The 15,245-nt window shown below is 45.0% G+C and carries 18 protein-coding genes and 3 pseudogenes; 5 read left to right on the top strand and 16 right to left on the bottom strand.

Going from position 1 to position 15,245, the window contains the following annotated elements; genetic code table 11:
• The first annotated feature begins 81 nt into the window (after window positions 1–81).
• A complete protein-coding gene (locus tag JCM10519_RS32030) occupies window positions 82–231 on the top strand; it encodes an Rrf2 family transcriptional regulator (RefSeq protein ID WP_347844804.1) in 150 nt (49 codons plus the stop codon).
• Entirely contained in the window at window positions 204–515 is a 312-nt protein-coding gene (locus JCM10519_RS19240) for an Rrf2 family transcriptional regulator (protein WP_347844828.1), read from the top strand. The genes JCM10519_RS32030 and JCM10519_RS19240 overlap by 28 nt, the downstream gene beginning before the upstream one ends.
• 4 nt (window positions 516–519) lie before the next feature.
• On the opposite strand, the gene JCM10519_RS32025 is transcribed toward JCM10519_RS19240, so the two are convergent.
• The 3 genes and pseudogenes from JCM10519_RS32025 to JCM10519_RS19230 form a co-directional block, all read right to left on the bottom strand.
• Window positions 520–1,086: a LysR family transcriptional regulator substrate-binding protein gene (locus tag JCM10519_RS32025; protein ID WP_347844803.1), complete on the bottom strand. Its 567-nt coding sequence runs from the start codon at window positions 1,084–1,086 to the stop codon at window positions 520–522.
• Window positions 1,087–1,161: 75 nt separating this feature from the next.
• Window positions 1,162–1,428 carry a LysR family transcriptional regulator gene (locus tag JCM10519_RS32020; protein WP_347844802.1) on the bottom strand — a complete coding sequence of 89 codons (267 nt, stop codon included), beginning with the start codon at window positions 1,426–1,428 and terminating at the stop codon, window positions 1,162–1,164.
• Between the two features lie 160 nt (window positions 1,429–1,588).
• Window positions 1,589–2,895, bottom strand: a pseudogene (locus tag JCM10519_RS19230) (O-acetylhomoserine aminocarboxypropyltransferase/cysteine synthase family protein).
• Between the two features lie 224 nt (window positions 2,896–3,119).
• On the opposite strand from JCM10519_RS19230, the gene JCM10519_RS19225 reads away from it, so the two are divergent.
• Both JCM10519_RS19225 and JCM10519_RS32015 read left to right on the top strand, forming a co-directional pair.
• Window positions 3,120–3,536, top strand: coding sequence for a hypothetical protein (locus JCM10519_RS19225; protein WP_347844801.1), 417 nt, complete (start codon window positions 3,120–3,122; stop codon window positions 3,534–3,536).
• Window positions 3,536–3,730: a Fe-Mn family superoxide dismutase gene (locus JCM10519_RS32015; RefSeq protein ID WP_347844800.1), complete on the top strand. Its 195-nt coding sequence runs from the start codon at window positions 3,536–3,538 to the stop codon at window positions 3,728–3,730. Before JCM10519_RS19225 ends, JCM10519_RS32015 begins: the two co-directional genes overlap by 1 nt.
• Window positions 3,731–3,891: 161 nt before the next feature.
• Here the strand turns inward: JCM10519_RS32015 and JCM10519_RS19220 are convergent, their stop codons facing one another.
• The 4 genes and pseudogenes from JCM10519_RS19220 to JCM10519_RS32010 form a co-directional block, all read right to left on the bottom strand.
• Entirely contained in the window at window positions 3,892–4,659 is a 768-nt protein-coding gene (locus JCM10519_RS19220; RefSeq protein ID WP_054741185.1) for a GNAT family N-acetyltransferase, read from the bottom strand.
• A 644-nt stretch (window positions 4,660–5,303) separates the two neighbouring features.
• Window positions 5,304–6,315 (bottom strand): annotated as a pseudogene (locus tag JCM10519_RS19215) (GGGtGRT protein).
• A 75-nt stretch (window positions 6,316–6,390) separates the two neighbouring features.
• Entirely contained in the window at window positions 6,391–7,083 is a 693-nt protein-coding gene (locus JCM10519_RS19210) for a nitrogen-fixing protein NifU (RefSeq protein WP_013273550.1), read from the bottom strand.
• 156 nt (window positions 7,084–7,239) lie between these two features.
• Complete coding sequence (locus JCM10519_RS32010; protein ID WP_347844799.1) at window positions 7,240–7,542, bottom strand: C40 family peptidase; 303 nt, start codon at window positions 7,540–7,542, stop codon at window positions 7,240–7,242.
• Between the two features lie 85 nt (window positions 7,543–7,627).
• Here JCM10519_RS32010 and JCM10519_RS32005 point away from each other — a divergent pair, with 85 nt between their 5' ends.
• Window positions 7,628–7,789, top strand: a complete 162-nt coding sequence (locus JCM10519_RS32005; protein WP_347844798.1) for a hypothetical protein — start codon at window positions 7,628–7,630, stop codon at window positions 7,787–7,789.
• Window positions 7,790–7,831: 42 nt separating this feature from the next.
• Here JCM10519_RS32005 and JCM10519_RS32000 read toward each other — a convergent pair whose 3' ends face one another.
• The 9 genes and pseudogenes from JCM10519_RS32000 to JCM10519_RS31985 form a co-directional block, all read right to left on the bottom strand.
• Window positions 7,832–8,272 carry a hypothetical protein gene (locus JCM10519_RS32000; RefSeq protein ID WP_347844797.1) on the bottom strand — a complete coding sequence of 147 codons (441 nt, stop codon included), beginning with the start codon at window positions 8,270–8,272 and terminating at the stop codon, window positions 7,832–7,834.
• 463 nt (window positions 8,273–8,735) lie between these two features.
• Window positions 8,736–9,914 (bottom strand): MATE family efflux transporter, encoded by a 1,179-nt coding sequence (locus JCM10519_RS19200; RefSeq protein ID WP_347844796.1) that lies wholly within the window; start codon window positions 9,912–9,914, stop codon window positions 8,736–8,738.
• Window positions 9,915–9,934: 20 nt separating this feature from the next.
• The gene (locus JCM10519_RS31995; protein ID WP_347844795.1) at window positions 9,935–10,081 is read right to left on the bottom strand and encodes a hypothetical protein; all 147 of its coding nucleotides are present in this window, start codon (window positions 10,079–10,081) and stop codon (window positions 9,935–9,937) included.
• Between the two features lie 132 nt (window positions 10,082–10,213).
• A complete protein-coding gene (gltA, locus tag JCM10519_RS19195; RefSeq protein WP_054741183.1) occupies window positions 10,214–11,602 on the bottom strand; it encodes an NADPH-dependent glutamate synthase in 1,389 nt (462 codons plus the stop codon).
• Window positions 11,602–12,492: a sulfide/dihydroorotate dehydrogenase-like FAD/NAD-binding protein gene (locus JCM10519_RS19190; RefSeq protein ID WP_054741181.1), complete on the bottom strand. Its 891-nt coding sequence runs from the start codon at window positions 12,490–12,492 to the stop codon at window positions 11,602–11,604. Before JCM10519_RS19190 ends, gltA begins: the two co-directional genes overlap by 1 nt.
• A gap of 262 nt (window positions 12,493–12,754) precedes the next feature.
• Window positions 12,755–13,246, bottom strand: a complete 492-nt coding sequence (locus JCM10519_RS19185; RefSeq protein ID WP_054741180.1) for a dihydrofolate reductase — start codon at window positions 13,244–13,246, stop codon at window positions 12,755–12,757.
• A gap of 21 nt (window positions 13,247–13,267) precedes the next feature.
• Window positions 13,268–13,892, bottom strand: a pseudogene (locus JCM10519_RS19180) (hypothetical protein).
• Window positions 13,893–13,974: 82 nt separating this feature from the next.
• Window positions 13,975–14,664: a chloride channel protein gene (locus JCM10519_RS31990; protein WP_347844827.1), complete on the bottom strand. Its 690-nt coding sequence runs from the start codon at window positions 14,662–14,664 to the stop codon at window positions 13,975–13,977.
• Window positions 14,588–15,202, bottom strand: coding sequence for a chloride channel protein (locus JCM10519_RS31985; RefSeq protein ID WP_347844794.1), 615 nt, complete (start codon window positions 15,200–15,202; stop codon window positions 14,588–14,590). Before JCM10519_RS31985 ends, JCM10519_RS31990 begins: the two co-directional genes overlap by 77 nt.
• Window positions 15,203–15,245: the final 43 nt, after the last annotated feature.

Here is a 15,245-nt window from a genome sequence, read left to right as displayed (position 1 = left end):
TCATTTCATGGGTTGAATACCTATTCAACCCATGGTAAAATAGGTATTGATACACAAAATAGTTTTGTAAGGTGGTATACTATGAAAATATCGACTCGCGGCCGCTATTCTCTTCGGATGATGATTGATTTAGCCGAGCATTATAACGAGGAGTTCATTGCCTTAAAGGACATTTCCGAAAGGCAGAGCATCTCAAAAAAAATATCTGGAACAGATCGTTCCTTTTTTTAAACCGCAGCAATCTGCTCACTACTTACCGGGGCCACATGGGGGGTTATAAGCTGGCAAGACATCCCTCTCAGATAACCATCGGAGATATATTACTCAGCTCAGAAGGCAGCTTAAATCCTGTCAGCTGCATGGACAATGACCCCAATGTATGCTCCAGGCAGGCGGACTGTCTGACTCTTCCCATCTGGCAGGGGCTGGCAGAAGTCATTGAAAATTATTTAAACAGCATTACCTTACAGGACATTCTTGACAGGCGTCAGGAATCTCCTGAGTACTATATTTAGCTCATCAGAGCACTTCTTTTTCATACTGTTTCAGTTCCGCAATATATTTTTCTCCAAGGATACTTAAGGGCATTTTCTTCTTTTTTATATAACCGATTTTCATTTTATCATCGGTATTAAGAGGAATTGCCCTGTATTCATTTCCGTTTAAATCTTCACAAATAATCCCGGAGCACAGGGTATAGCCGTTTAATCCTACCATGAGGTTTAAAAGCGTGGCCCTGTCATCTGCCTTTATGATCTGCTTATATTCATAAGTGCTGAACACTTCCTCTGCCAGATAAAAGGAATTATTGTTTCCCTGCTCAAAGGACAGGCAGGGATAATTCTTTAAATCTTCGAATTCAATCCGCTCTTTTTCTGCCAGTGGATTGCCTTTCCACAGAAAAACATAAATCCCGCACTGAAATAATTCCACAAACTCCAGCCCGTTATCGTATAGAATTTTTTTTATGGCTTTCTGGTTGAAATCATTTAAGTACAGGATTCCTAATTCGCTTTTCTGGTTCCTTACATTTTCGATGACTTCAAAGGTTTTGGTCTCATGAACGGCAAACTCGTAATCATCCATCCCAAATTCCTTTGCCATATGAATAAAGGCTGAACGGCAAAGGTATAATGCTGCATGGAAACGCTGAATTTCTTTTTAAATTTTTCCTTTTTTTACGAACCGTTCTTCCATCTGGCGGTACTGCTCCAGCATTTGTCTGGCATATCCAAGGAACTCCTCTCCTTCCGGGGTGATCACGATTCCCCGGTTTGAGCGCAGAAACAGCTTAAGGCCAATCTCTTCTTCCAGATCCCGGATGGTACTTGACAGGCTGGGCTGGGTAATAAACAGCTCGGCAGCTGCCTTGTTTATGGATTTTTGGTTTGCAATGCATATGGCATAACGAAGCTGCTGTAATGTCATGGTTTCTCCTTTTCTAATTCTTGTCCACTCTTTTAGGGCAGAACCCACCCCGTTTTGGGGGTTTAAGGGATACCCGAAGGATATTATTTCCCTTCATATCGTACTCAAAGGGCTGCCATAGGAACATGGCAGCCTGTTTTAATCCTGTTAAACTTAACGGTTACTGAACCGCCTTAAATGCTTCTTCCAAATCCTCTATGATGTCAGCCGCATGTTCCGTTCCAATGGATAACCGGATGGTGTTGGGCCTGATTCCTGACTTTTCCAATTCCTCTTCCGTCATCTGGGAATGGGTCGTGGACGCCGGATGAATGACTAATGATTTTACATCGGCTACGTTGGCTAACAGGGAGAATAATTCCAGCTGGTCAATAAAGTCTTTTGCTTTCCTGGCATCTCCCTTGATTTCAAAGGTAAATATGGAACCTCCGCCATTAGGGAAATACTTGCCGTATAATTCCTGCTGCTCCGGATCCTCTGAAATGGAAGGATGGTGCACCTTTTCCACCTGAGGATGATCCTTTAAATACCTGGCCACTTTCAGCGCATTTTCCACATGGCGCTCTACACGAAGGGATAAGGTTTCTAAGCCCTGGAGGAAGAAAAACGCATGGAAGGGAGAAAGAGCTGCTCCTGTATCCCTAAGTAAAATTGCGCGGATCTTTGTTACATAAGCTGCCGCTCCTACTGCCCTGGTAAAGCTGATTCCATGGTAGCTTGGGTTCGGTTCTGTAAGGGAAGAGAACTTTCCGGAAGCCTCCCAGTCGAATGTTCCGCCGTCAATGATGACACCGCCAATGGATGTTCCATGGCTCCGATAAATTTTGTGGCGGAATGGACTACAATATCTGCTCCGTATTCAATGGGTCTCACCAGATAAGGAGTTGCAAAGGTATTGTCTACAATCAACGGGATTTTATGTGCATGGGCGATGCCTGCCAGCTTTTCAATATCAACCACGTCGGAATTGGGATTGCCAAGAGTCTCAATGAATACCAGCTTTGTATTCTCCTGAATGGCTTTTTCAAAGGCTTCGTAATCAAAGGGATCCACAAAGGTCGTTTTAATCCCGTATTCAGGCAGGGTATGCTCCAGCAGATTATAGGTGCCGCCATAGATATTCTTGGCCGCTACGATATGATCTCCGTTTTTTGCAATATTTTCAATGGAATATGTAACTGCGGCCGCACCGGAAGCCACTGCCAGGGCTGCGGCTCCGCCTTCCAGGGCTGCAATCCTGCGCTCAAATACATCCTGGGTGGGATTTGTCAGCCTTCCATAAATGTTGCCTGCGTCTGACAGGTTGAATCTCGCCGCAGCATGATCGCAGTTATGGAACACATAGGAGGAGGTCTGGTAAATGGGAACTGCTCTCGCATCAGTGACCGGATCCGCCTGCTCCTGTCCAACATGTAATTGTAATGTTTCAAATTTAAAATTTCTCTCAGTTCTTGTCTTCTTAGCCATATGAATTTCCTCCTAAATGATATATTGTTTATTTATTTCATATCTTCTTAGTAGGTATTATACCTTGTTTCACGGCTAAGTGTTAATAGATATTATTATGACCTGGTTATAAATAAAACCTATAACAAAGCCTATATGGATTTCTTTCCCAAGCTCCTGCTTATCCATCATATATCCTTAAGTTTTGAATATATATATACAAATTAATAGCGAGGACATTAACCATGAATGAACATTATCCCTTTGTAAATATGCCGCTGCCGTATCCATACGATGCACTGGAACCCTACATTGACACCCAAACCATGTATCTGCACCATGACAGGCTTCAGCAGCGGTATGTTGCAAATCTTAATGGGATCCTTAGGGAATATCCCCAGTTGCAAAACATGTCTTTGGAGGAGCTGCTGTCCGATACGGAAAGCCTTCCTGCGGAAGCCCGTCAGGGCATCATCAATAATGGAGGGGGAGTCTATAACCACATTATTTATTTTGCCGGAATGACCAATTCCATGACCAGGTCCCAGGCCGAAACATTATATCCTGCCATTCAGGATAGTTTTGGATCAGTGGAACAGTTTTTTGATGAATTCAAAAATACGCGCTGTCTGTGTTCGGTTCCGGATATGCATGGCTGGTAGTGGACTCCAACACAAGGCTTAAGTTCGTAACAACACCAAACCAGAATTCCCCTATCTCAGATGGACTTTGTGTGATTGCAGGTATCGACTGCTGGGAACACGCCTATTTTTTTGAAGCGGTTCAACGACAGGGCCGCATACATAGAAGACTGGTTCCATGTGGTAAGCTGGGAGGCGGCGGACGAACGTTATAAAGCGTGCATCAACGCTGAGTCTTAATATGGACGGTCCGGATTATCAAATTCAAATTATTTTTATTGCTGTTTTAAAAAACCTTCAAACCGATGATTTTTAAGATTATCTGTTTGAAGGTTTTCTTTTACCCTCCGGGCATTTTTGTTTCTCATAAAAAAAGTTACTGGTTCATTTCTGCGACAGAATCCATACTTTTAGCAGTCACCTCGACCCAGGCCGGCTTAAAGCCGCTTTTTATGGCATTCCGGACCGATTTGATATTGGACCAGGCGGTGCAGTAAAAGGGGACTTTTCCCCTGTCTAAAACCTCCAAAGCCAGGCGGCTGGTCAAAGCGCTGGCAATTCCCTTCCTCCGGTATTCCGGCAGAACATCAATACCGATCTGCCACATGGTATCGCAGTCAGCGGAGCAGCCCGCCAGCCCTGCCAGTTTCCCATTGTCATAAACGGCCGCTGCTAAAACGTCCAGATGCTTCCGCTTTTCACACAACGCATTGCTCCACTGGGGAGTATAGAAATCCTGAAACTCCTCTGGCTGCAAAATCCTGATTTCATAACCGCAGTCTATGGGGGCAAGGATATTTAAATCTGGGAGAAAGTATTCGGCCATAAAGCAGATTCTCATTCCCTTCTCCTGAAGCTCGTCGTTCAGGATGTGGAGGTTGGGCGTTTCAAAACAATTAATAACAGGATATTTATTGATATATTCTTTAACAAATTCGGCAATCTCCTGGACCACCGATGCAACAATATTGTTTCCATAAGAGATTAAATTACAATATAATGGCAATTCCAGATATTTTCTGGCATTTGCATTTTGAGCTGAAATCATAACCTTATTTTCACTGGTACAAAAATCTCCGGGCTGACAGTTTGCATCAATTGCAGACTGGTTCATTGCGATTTCTATAATTCTTTCATTGGTCATACCGTTTCCTCCTGACCGGATATTCTAATAATCAAAAAGAAGAACCGGCAAAGCGACTCCTCTTTTCTAAAAATAAGGTTCTTGTAAGATCAGGGTATTCCTTAGAATTTACCTTCCTTGCACTTTCTTCAACAGAAACTGTTAAGGCTTGATTTTCAAAGAATTCCAGGGTGTTTGTATGCTATGGACGGGCTCTCTGCCACACTGATTGCTGCTCATAACTCTCCATAATTTTTAATCTACAATACCATAGACAACACTTTATTAAGAAGATATAATTAAATTGCTGTTGACTCTTTCCAGCAGGAAGGAGGTGACACAGTGCAATACATACTTTCATTTCTCATTTCTGTCGTGGCCGGTATATTCTGCTACTATATTGGTAAATGGTTAGACAGAAAAAAGTAACAGCAGCTAGCCTGGGTTACTCCACCCTATAAGGAAAAAGATACCCCAGAAAGTTGCCGCTTTCTGGGGTATCGCTTTGTGTCACAGTACACACACTTTCATTTCTCTGCTAACCTCATATTATATCAAATCTGATAAAATGTCAAGTTTAAGCATAATAGGGATAGCAAACTTTATTGTTCCAGCCACCAGACATTTTTATATTCTTCAAAAATCCTTATTCCATCAGCATTTTATTAAAATTTACCGTCTCTTGCACTCTCTTCGATTCCTACAGCCACAGCCACGGTAGCTCCAACCATTGGGTTATTACCCATACCGATCAGACCCATCATTTCCACGTGAGCCGGAACGGAAGAAGAACCTGCGAACTGGGCATCAGAATGCATACGTCCCATGGTATCAGTCATACCGTAGGAAGCAGGACCTGCTGCCATATTATCCGGATGAAGGGTACGTCCTGTACCGCCGCCGGATGCTACGGAGAAGTATTTTTTTTGCCCTTCTCTGTACATTCCTTCTTATAGGTTCCTGCTACCGGATGCTGGAATCTGGTTGGGTTGGTGGAGTTTCCTGTGATGGAAACGTCAACGCCTTCCTTCCACATAACTGCAACGCCTTCTGTTACATCGTTTGCGCCGTAGCAGTTAACCTTTGCTCTTAAGCCTTCTGAGTAGGACTTTCTCCAAAGCTCTTTTACTTCGCCTGTGTAATAATCCATCTCTGTTTCAACATATGTAAATCCATTGATTCTGGAAATGATCTGAGCTGCATCCTTTCCTAAACCATTTAAAATAACTCTTAATGGTTTCTGACGAACCTTGTTTGCCTTCTCAGCAATACCAATTGCGCCTTCTGCTGCTGCAAAAGACTCATGGCCTGCTAAAAAGCAGAAGCAATCAGTATCTTCTTCCAGAAGCATCTTTCCTAAGTTACCATGTCCCAGACCTACTTTACGCTGGTCGGCAACGGAACCTGGAATACAGAAAGCCTGAAGACCTTCTCCAATCGCTGCTGCTGCGTCAGCCGCTTTTCTGCAGTCCTTCTTGATTGCAATTGCTGCGCCAACGATGTAAGCCCAACAGGCATTTTCAAAGCAGATAGCTGAATCTTCTTCACCTGCTCGTATACATCCAGACCTGCATCTTTTGTAATCTTTTCAGCTTCTTCAATAGAAGCAATGCCATAGCTGTTTAATACAGAATTGATTTTGTCAATTCTTCTTTCATATGATTCAAATAATGCCATTATCTTGTCCTCCTTATTATTGGCCAAATATCTTCGCTTTGATAACCGGTAACCGACAGGCTTGTGCCAAACCGATTATTCATGTCTTGGGTCAATGATCTTAGCAGCTTCGGCAACGCGTCCGTACTGTCCCTTTGCCTTTTCCCAAGCAGTATTCGGATCATCACCCTTCTTGATGAAGTCAGTCATCTTTCCAAGGCTTACGAACTGATAGCCAATGATCTGGTCTTCTTCATCGAGAGCAATACCGGTTACATAGCCTTCCGCCATCTCTAAGTAACGAGGACCTTTCTTTAATGTTCCGTACATGGTACCAACCTGTGAACGGAGACCCTTTCCTAAATCTTCCAGTCCCGCACCTACCGGAAGTCCATCCTCAGAAAATGCACTCTGTGTTCTGCCATATGCGATCTGTAAGAATAATTCTCTCATAGCGGTGTTGATAGCGTCACAAACAAGGTCTGTATTTAATGCTTCTAAAACGGTAAGTCCTGGCAGGATCTCTGCTGCCATAGCAGCGGAGTGTGTCATACCGGAGCAGCCGATTGTCTCTACTAATGCTTCCTGAATAATACCCTCTTTTACGTTAAGAGTCAACTTGCATGCACCCTGCTGAGGAGCACACCAGCCAACGCCATGTGTCAGACCGGAGATATCTTTAACTTCTCTAGATTTTACCCATTTTGCTTCTTCTGGGATTGGAGCAGCGCCGTGATGAACGCCCTGTGCCACTGTGCACATCTCTTCTACTTCCTGTGAATAAATCATGTTAAAACTCCTTTCGAATAAGTAATAATTGTGAACAGTACTTTGTTAAATATATCACATCATACTTGATTACATTTTCTCATATAATGTCGAATTCCGCAAGCCTTTTTTAAGGAAACAGGGGGGATATGATTATCCCCCCTGTTTCCGGATGCCCTATAAAATTCTTCTTACGGAAAGGATCGTCCTGTAAGTAGCTGTTCCCACCTTAATTCCCGTTGCCGGAGAACTGGCATGAACAATTTGTCCATTACCGATATAGATCCCGATATGGCCTGCATAGCAGATAAGATCTCCCGGCTGGGCCTCGGAATAGGATACCTCCCGGCCAGCAGAGCGCTGCTCCGAAGAGCTTCTTGGAAGAGAATACCCGAAATGCCTGTAAATAGCCTGTACAAATCCGGAGCAGTCTGCACCATTGGTCAGGCTGGTTCCTCCAAATACATAGGGGTTCCCCACAAACTGAAGTCCGTAATCTGCGACCGCACGGCCTTCCGCTGTTCCGCCATTGCTCTTGGCTGCAGATGGACCGGTGTACTTGTTGTTGGCATTAGAGGACTTGGGTTTCGAGCTGGTGTTTGCCGCAGCCTTCCTTCTGGCCTCTTCCTCCGCCTTTTTCCTGGCTTCTTCGGCTGCCTTCTTCCTGGCCTCCTCTTCTTTTGCCTTGCGGATCTCCTCATTCTTCTTTGCTACCGTCTTGGCATAAGCAGCCGCATCCTGCTTAGCCTGTGCAAGCTGGCTGTCAAAATTAGATACTTCTTTTTTTCTTCGTGGAGATCAGAGTTTCAAGTGCGGACTGCTGTTCCTTATACTCTAACTCCATGACCTCCATCTCAGCCTTGTCCTCTTCTAAGTCTGACTTATAATCGGCCACCTTCTGCTTTGTCTCCTGGAAGGTTATCAGCATATCCCGATCGTATGTATAAATTCCTTCTACGTATTCCGCCTTATTAAGAAGGTCAGACATGTTCTTCACCTGAAGGAAAATATCCAGATATTCTGTATCTCCCTTTTCATACATGTACTGGATCCTCTTCTTCATGGAGACGTACTGCTTTTCTTCATCTTTCTTAGCCTCTGCATAATCAAGCTCAGCCTGCTTGATCTCTGCTTCCTTGCTTGCCATATCACTTTCCAGAACCTTGATATCAGACAAAAGAGTAGTCAGATCAGAGGTCAGCTTTGACACCTGATTCTGTGCAGCGCTCTTTTTGCTTTCTGCATCCTGGGCTTTTTTATTTGCCTCTTCCAGCTTTTTTTGCGCTTCCTGTTTTTTTCTTTTTCCGCTTTTGACGTGGCCCAGGCGGGAACAGTCTGGCCGCAGACCATTGCACTTACCAACAGACCGCAGAGAAGCTTTTTGAACATTCTCCTGTTTCTTTCATACATATTCTGTATTTTTCGTTTCATCGTCAGTTCCTTTTCCCTTTTTTTTCTACCTTATATGTTAGCGTATAATCATGGTAAAATTCAAGTACTATTTTGTTAAATTTTGATATATTTATGAAATAACCGGATGATTGGCCTCTTTAACCCTCATTCTCTTCTATTCCCCAGTAGTGCGCAGATCATTATTACTGTAAAAATACGGCTAATGCCCATTTCTCTTTTAATCCGCCTGTTCAAGACCCGTTTCCGCCTGGACCAGGTGTTTATCCCTGGGCAGTTTTCCCGACACAATAAGGAAAGAAATAAAAAAATAAAATTCCTTTGATGATGCTTGAAATCGTGAAAGCCCACCAGATTCCGTCAAGCCCAAGGGAGGTACTGCTTAACACCATGGCAAGAGGTATCCTGGCAGAAGTAAACACAACGCTGATGACTGAGCAGAGAAGGGTCCGGCCAAGGCCGGAGAGGGCCCCTACTGTTGTCAGTTCAATGCACATGAACATCTGGCAGATGCCCAGGATCACCAGATAGCGCACTCCCATGGGAATAACCTCTGGTTCATGGATGAACAATCCGAATATTTGCTCCGGAAAGGCGATCAGAAGAACCGTGCAGAACAATCCCCATACAAACATAACTCCCGTAGCCGTAAAATAGCCTTTTTTCACTCTTCCATACTGTCTGGCCCCGTAATTTTGTCCCACAAAGGAATTAATGGCTGCCCCAAATCCATCTGCCGTCATCCATGATATGGATTCGATCTGGCCGCCCACCCGGAGCACTGCCACCGCTGTATCTCCAAATCCGGTCACAAACCGGGTCAGGATCATGGAAATGCTGGTATAGATAAAGTTCTGAACAGAGGCAGGGAAACCGATCCGGATCATGGCTTTCATATAATCCCAGGGAACCTTACAGAGTACCTTCACCTTATCAAACACCACCTGGTCCTTTCGTATGGCAATGAGAAATACTGTGGTGACGACTGCCTGGGCCATGACCGTGGCAATGGCCGCTCCCGCCACTCCTGAACCCTTCAGCGGACCCACTCCAAAGATCAGGACAGGATCCAGTATCATATTCAAAACCAGGCCGATGAAGTTAGCAAGCAGCGGTGTTCTGCTGTCACCCATAGCTGTCATGATCCCGGTAATAATCGAATTCAAATAGGAAAATATAATCAAACCACAGGTGATCTTTAAGTAGACCTGGGCATTATAGGCAACGGAAGCATCGTTCAGTCCGAAAAATCCGATCAAAGGCCTAGCCCCAAAAAATGTTACCAGGCCATACAGCAGCGCAAACAAAAGCCCCATCTGAATCGAACCGGAAGCATAGATTGCCGCTTCCTCTTTGTTGCCCTTTCCAAGAGAATGGGCTACCTTTACCTGGCCGCCCATCTTTGCCAGAGCGACAACGCCCTGGGAAAGCCAGACGTACATTCCCCCTGCGCCGACCGCCGCTACAGCCGGAGAACCGACAAAACCAATCCAGCCATATCTGTCAGACTATAGGCCATCTGAACCAGGGCCGTGACCATGATCGGAAGGGCCAGGCCGGTCAGTGATGTAAAAATGTGTCCTTTTAATAAATCAATTTTCTTGTTCATAAAGTATGTATCACAACCTTTCAAAAGGACCGCCAATAAATGGCGGCCCTTAATTTCTACAGGCAATGAGCCAGACGCAGGAATGGTTCATTCCTGTATCCGGTGAATGCTGCGGATATTTGACTATCTGGATTATTCCTGGGAGGAAAGATATTCATGAATCCCTCTTGCTCCAGCCCGTCCGGCTTCCATAGCCAGAATAACGGTTGCAGCACCTGTTACCGCATCTCCTCCTGCATAAACGCCTTCCTTGCTGGTCTTTCCAGTCGATTCCTCAGCAATGATACATTTGCGCTTATTGATATCCAGTCCTTTTGTTGTATTTGATATAAGTGGGTTAGGTGAAGTGCCCAGGGACATGATAACGGTATCCACATCAATGATGAATTCAGATCCTTTTATCTCCACAGGTCTTCTTCTTCCGGAAGCATCCGGCTCGCCAAGCTCCATTTTGATGCATTTCATTCCTTTTACCCAGCCTTTTTCATCGGTGAGAATCTCTACCGGGTTGGATAAAAGATTGAAAATGATTCCTTCTTCCTTTGCATGGTGAACTTCTTCCGCTCTTGCAGGAAGCTCCGCCTCACTTCTTCTATATACAACATGTACCTCTGCGCCAAGACGAAGGGCCGTTCTGGCAGCATCCATGGCAACGTTACCACCGCCTACCACTGCAACCTTGCTGCCCGCTACGATAGGAGTATCATAATCACTGCGGAAGGCCTTCATCAGGTTGCTTCTGGTTAAATATTCGTTAGCAGAGCATACGCCGTTTGCGTTCTCTCCCGGAATTCCCATAAACATGGGAAGACCTGCTCCGGAACCGATGAATACGGCCTGGAATCCTTCTTCATCCAAAAGCTCGTCAATGGTCACGGACTTGCCGATGATCACATTGGTCTCGATCTTAACGCCAAGCTTTCTTACGTTGTCAATCTCCGGCTGAACTACCCCTTCCTTTGGAAGACGGAATTCAGGAATGCCGTAGGTCAATACGCCGCCCGGCTCATGAAGAGCTTCAAAAATAGTAACCTCATAGCCCAGTTTAGCCAGATCGCCGGCACAGGTCAATCCGGAAGGACCGGAACCGATGACAGCCACCTTCTTGCCATTGGTCTTTTCCGGGGCAGCCGGTACGAAACCATGTTCTCTGGACCAATCCGCCACAAAACGCTCCAGCTTTCCGATGGAAATGGGTTCACCCTTGATTCCGCGGATGCACTTGCCTTCGCACTGGCTCTCCTGAGGACATACCCGGCCGCAGACTGCAGGAAGTGCAGAGGACTGTGCAATGATCCTGGCAGCCTCCTCATGATTTCCGTTTTCTACTTCCTTAATAAATCCGGGAATATTAATGGATACCGGGCAGCCTGCCACGCATTTCGGATTCTTGCAGTTAATGCAGCGGCTGGCTTCTTCTTTTGCTTCTTCTTCGTTATATCCAAGACAAACCTCTTCAAAGTTGGTCGCTCTTACTTTTGGGTCCTGTTCTCTTACTGGTACTTTCTTTAATACATCCATTACTCGTTACCTCCACACATTCCGCAGCCGCCGTGATGAGTATCGCCTTCACGTTCTTTTAAAACCGCGCGCCCTTCTTCAGATTTATACATCATCTGGCGCTTCATGGCCTCGTCAAAATTTACCAGGTGGCCGTCAAACTCCGGTCCATCCACGCAGGCAAATTTCACTTCATCGCCAACTGTAACACGGCAGGCGCCGCACATGCCGGTTCCGTCTACCATGACCGGGTTTAAGCTGACAACGGTAGGAATATCCAGTTCCTTGGTCACAAGGCAGACGAACTTCATCATGATCATCGGTCCGATCGCTACGCACACATCGTATTTATTCCCCTGGTTCTGAACCAGGTCCTTGATTACCTCAGTTACCAGGCCTTTTCTTTCATAGGATCCGTCATCTGTGGTCACATATAAATTTCCGGCCTGCTCTCTCATGGCATCTTCCAGAATCAATAAATCCTTGGTTTTTGCTCCCATGATGACATCCACTTCAATGCCGTGTTCTCTCATCCATTTCACCTGAGGATAAACAGGGGCCGTTCCCACACCTCCGGCTACAAATAAATATTTCTTTTTCTTCAGTTCTTCTATGTCATCGTGTACGAATTCTGAGGCATTGCCCAGAGGACCTACCACGTCTGCAAAGCTGTCTCCGGTCTTTAATACAGCCATCTTTTCTGTACTTGCGCCTACTGTCTGGAATACAATGGTAATGCTGCCCTTCTCACGATCATAATCACAGATGGTCAGGGGAATTCTCTCTCCTTTTTCATCCATCTTGACAATAACAAATTCTCCAGGCTGGCAGGCTTTGGCAATCCGAGGTGCTTCCACATCCATCAGATAGATCTTGTCAGCTAACATCTCTGCTTTTAAAATCTTATACATCTTCATCCTCCTAATGTCTTCGTGAATATACCTGTACACCTTTCCTGATAGCCTTCCCCAACGATCAGGTGAAATAGTACTCGTATCATCTTACCATTTTTAAAGGGTACTGACAACATTTATTAAAAAAATATCAATAAAAATTTATAGATACGGTCGAATTTTGCCGATTTTTCACCGGATTTTGTATCCTGATGAATCAACTGAATATGCCTGTATATCCCGTTGATTCACAAAAGAAAGGCTGAAAAACGCCTTACTCTCAGCCTTTCCTCCGGTACATGCGGAAGGTATAGCATAAATCAAAATAGGTCTGTTCGTCGCTTTCCGCCACCATTTCCCATGTCGGATCCTGGTCTAAATTGGGAAAATGGGTATCAGCGCTGTACATATAGTCAATATAAGTCACATGGGCCGTATCACAATATGGGAGAAACTGCTCATAAACGCTTTGCCCTCCTATAACAAAACAATCCTCTTCAGGATATTTGCTTAGTTCTTCAAGGGCCTCCAAAAGGCTGTGGCAGACAACCGCTCCCTTTACTTTGTAATCCGGGTTACTGGTCAATACGATGTTGGTTCTTCCATAGAGCGGCTGCTTACCGGGAAGGCTCTCAAGGGTCTTTCGTCCCATGACGATCACCTTTCCCATAGTTTCCTCCCGAAACAGCTTTTTATCCTCTGGGATGGAAACAAGAAGCTGGCCCTGATTGCCGATAGACCAGTTTTTATCCACTGCAACAACGATATTCATAGGTCAACCCCTCCTTTTCCTTTATTCTTCTTCCCCAATGATCAGTTCTTTTGCATAAGGAAGAGTTTCGATCCACCGGCATAAGGCATGCCATTCTTCCAGCTTGTGGCTGCGTCTTGCAAAATAGATGTTGATCAGGGTTTCGTAATTTAAAGTGCATGTCCTCATCTGGTTATAGCCGGAGGGAAGAAGCTGGATTAAATCGTACCAGTCTTCTTTTTTTCTTGGTCTCTATGTAACGGAGACGGATCTTTTCCAATTCAGCCACCACGGTTTCCATAAAAGCCAGCGTCCCTTCTGTCATATGGTCATGGCTGAAGTCTTCCAGTTCAAAGGGCTTGCTGTGGATCTTGTGCATGGTACTGGTGGAATTGGCCACGGTGGCAACTTTGTAGGTATCGTATTCTTTCCACCAGTAAAGGGGAGCCGTAATATCCACAGACACCAGGATCTGTCGGATGTATTTGCGGTGATCGCTTCCAGCCTTTCTCAGCCTTTTAGCAAGGCCAAGATCATTGGGTCCAAGGATGTATTCTCCCTTTTCATTATATTCGCTGTCCATACGGTCCCAGCTGTTCATGGGATTTCTTGCACCCCGAATGGCATTTTCTATGTTCATTACACTGGTTCTTTCGCAGTTTAACATGGTATCTTCCTTTCTGTTTGTGTTAATCCTTGTTTCATGGCTCTATTCATTATAGAGCAAAATACCCGTTTCATCCATTGAATTATTTGTCAAGAAGTCTTATATTGTATAATTTCTTTTGAGCCGTATAAATGGATCTGTTTCCATTAAATATATACGCAATGCTGCAGACCACAAAAAAATATGGCAGATAGGAATAACCGAAAACCTCGGCACCTATAAAAACAGGCGCTAAAAGAGTATTTGTGGCACTGCCGAAAACCGCCGCATATCCCATTGCTGCAACAAATTCAACAGGTAACCCCAGGATTCCCGCAATGGCTGCCCCCAGGCTTGCTCCTATGGCAAACAACGGTGTGACCTCTCCTCCCTGAAACCCTGCCGCAATGGTGATGATGGTCAGAATAAGCTTTAAAATCCAGTCCCAGCTGTAGATACGGCCTCCATGAAAACCGGCTGAAATCAAATTCGTTCCCAGCCCGGAATATCTTCCCATTCCAAGCAGAATAAACAAGATTGCCAGAAACGTGCCGGCTATAGCTGCTTTTTTAACCGGATCCTGGAAGATTTTCCCAAGCTTACCTTTCATAAAAGCCAGACCGTATGCAAACAATGACCCTGCCAGACCGAACAGGATCCCTATCAGGAGCAGCTTCACCACAAATGGAGCATTCATCTGGAGCTTCACACCAAGGTCATAATGGAACTTTTCCAATTTCAGTGCTTTTGATACCGTACTGGCTGTAAAGGAGGCGGCTATGGCGGGAAACAGGGCAGAGTACTCCAGGGTACCTGCCGTTAAAACTTCCAGTGCAAAAAAAGCAGGCTGCGATAGGCGTTTCAAATAAACCGGAAAAACCTGCTGCCATACCTGTGACCAAAAAGATCTTGGAGTTATTTTTCACCTTTATTTTACGGCCGACCCAATGGGAAAATGTTGCTCCGATCTGTACGGCGACCCCTTCCCGCCCGGCGCTTCCGCCGAATAAATGGGTGATCCAGGTACTCAAAACCGTTATCGGTATCAGCCGCAAAGGAATTCTGTCTTCATCCCCATGGCCGACCTGAAAAATCAACCCCATTCCTTTTATGCATTTTCCTTCGTCCCAGCGATACAATCTGACTGCCAAAGCTCCTGCCACAGGAAGAAAAATAATCAGCGGAATAAAATATTTTTCCTGTAATTCCGTCACATAAAGCAGAACTTTGCCAAAGCCTGTATCCAATATCCCCACGACTCCGCCGATCACCACTCCGCAAATCCCTAAGATCAGTAATTCCTTGTACTTTATCAGTTTCTTCTCCAGCATATACCAATTCCTCCATGAGATCATGACAACCTGTAAAACCTTC

The organism is Clostridium sp. NkU-1 (assembly GCA_001312405.1).
Note: the sequence above shows the minus strand (reverse complement) of the source record. Positions and strands in the feature narration are given on the sequence as shown.